Origin of the sequence: Mesotoga sp. UBA5557, assembly GCF_002425715.1 — a bacterium.
Lineage (GTDB): Bacteria > Thermotogota > Thermotogae > Petrotogales > Kosmotogaceae > Mesotoga.
The window spans coordinates 1-227 of the sequence record NZ_DIMV01000090.1 but is presented as its reverse complement, the minus strand read 5'-3'; positions in this window follow the sequence as shown (position 1 = coordinate 227).

The window sequence follows — 227 nt, the reverse complement described above, 5'->3', positions numbered from 1 at the left end:
GTTCAGCATGACGGGATGCGATATTCTCCAAATAACCTAAGGCAATCATTTCAAGTGTCAAAATAGGGTCAGACTCCTATTCTTTGTAATGCTTTCTACAACCTGCATTCCCGTAAATTATAACGAGGGAGATTCCACACCCAGTTTGGCATAGATATCCTTCTGCTTTTTTGTGACTTCTCCGATCAAGCGGCCGTGTTCAGGAGATTCAAACCTTTCAATAGTGT